We start from the raw sequence: 1,338 nt of genomic DNA on the forward strand, positions 1-1,338 counted from the left end.
TTTATATTTTAGTAATAGTCTATTTATCAGTATTAGGTAATATAGAGTACATAATCTGTCTCTTATACACATCTAGATGTGTATAAGAGACAGATATAATTCTAAGAAATTTATCTCTAGACAAAAAGGTAATAGTGTCTAAAAAAATTTAATAAATGGAAGGAGTCTAAAAATGTCTCTTATACACATCTAGATGTGTATAAGAGAGAAATTTATCTCTAGACAAAAAGGTAATAGTGTCTAAAAAAATTTAATAAATGGAAGGAGTCTAAAAAGTGAATAATTTTGGAATTTGGATAGATGAAAAAACGAATCAAGAAGAGTACATTGATATGTTTGATTTTAGGGAACTAAATCCTGTCTCTTATACACATCTAGATGTGTATAAGAGACAGGAGTACATTGATATGTTTGATTTTAGGGAACTAAATCTGATTAAAATACAAGAGAAAGATCAATTGAAAGAAATCGATGGGCTAATATTTGTGTTAAGTGATAAGAACAATGTAATTAAGATGGTTGAGTGGCTATTCGAATGTAAAACGAACCCAGCTCTATTTATGTGGGTTTTTTCAGAAGATGGATTGGACAATGAAGAGGAAGTTTTAATAAATTTAGGTGTCGATGGTATATTTACATCCAAAGAAAATATAAAATTATTTGTATTAAGTCTGTCTCTTATACACATCTAGATGTGTATAAGAGACAGTTGTAGCCTGGCTTTAGCTGACCATTGCGCATGCTGTCTCTTATACACATCTAGATGTGTATAAGAGACAGGGCTTTAGCTGACCATTGCGCATGTAATCGTCTTTCATTCGCATAAAAGTGGCATCTGTATCTGTTTTAGAAAAGCTGTTTCGTTCTTGAAACAGTCGGTTGTAGGCTTCATATTTTTGTTTTCTCGGTAGGTAATCTGCTTGGATTTTTCGCAGATATTTTCTATATGTTTTACTTTTTCTCTTTAATTGACTTTGTTTTTCTTTTTGCTTTTTATTGGGAAATTGCGCCTCTACTTCATGAATTTCAGCCTCTAAATGATTCGCAGCTTCTTCCAGACCTGTCTCTTATACACATCTAGATGTGTATAAGAGACAGGCTTCTTCCAGTTGGTCACTTGTCAATCCGTCGGATTGGTTTTCTTCTTTCAAGCATGGGAGGACTTCTTCTTGATAAAGCGTTTGATCTGTCTCTTATACACATCTAGATGTGTATAAGAGACAGGTAATAGTCTATTTATCAGTATTAGGTAATATAGAGTACATAATTGATAAACAAATGAGAAAAATTATCAGTAAAAAAGGTACAAGTTTTTTTTCATCTGGATTGCTAAAATCA

The 1,338-nt window shown here is 31.8% G+C and carries 1 protein-coding gene and 1 pseudogene; one reads left to right on the forward strand and one right to left on the reverse strand.

All coding sequences use genetic code 11. The features are described 5' to 3' along the window. The first annotated feature begins 275 nt into the window (after positions 1-275). Positions 276-692, forward strand: coding sequence for a hypothetical protein (locus A5819_RS18865; RefSeq protein WP_086353119.1), 417 nt, complete (start codon positions 276-278; stop codon positions 690-692). Between the two features lie 87 nt (positions 693-779). Here A5819_RS18865 and A5819_RS19985 read toward each other — a convergent pair. Continuing rightward, positions 780-941, reverse strand: a pseudogene (locus A5819_RS19985) (IS5/IS1182 family transposase); the annotation flags it as partial. Between the last annotated feature and the right edge of the window lie 397 nt (positions 942-1,338).

It is taken from the genome of Enterococcus sp. 7E2_DIV0204, assembly GCF_002140855.1.
GTDB classification, from domain to species: Bacteria; Bacillota; Bacilli; order Lactobacillales; family Enterococcaceae; genus Enterococcus_L; species Enterococcus_L lemimoniae.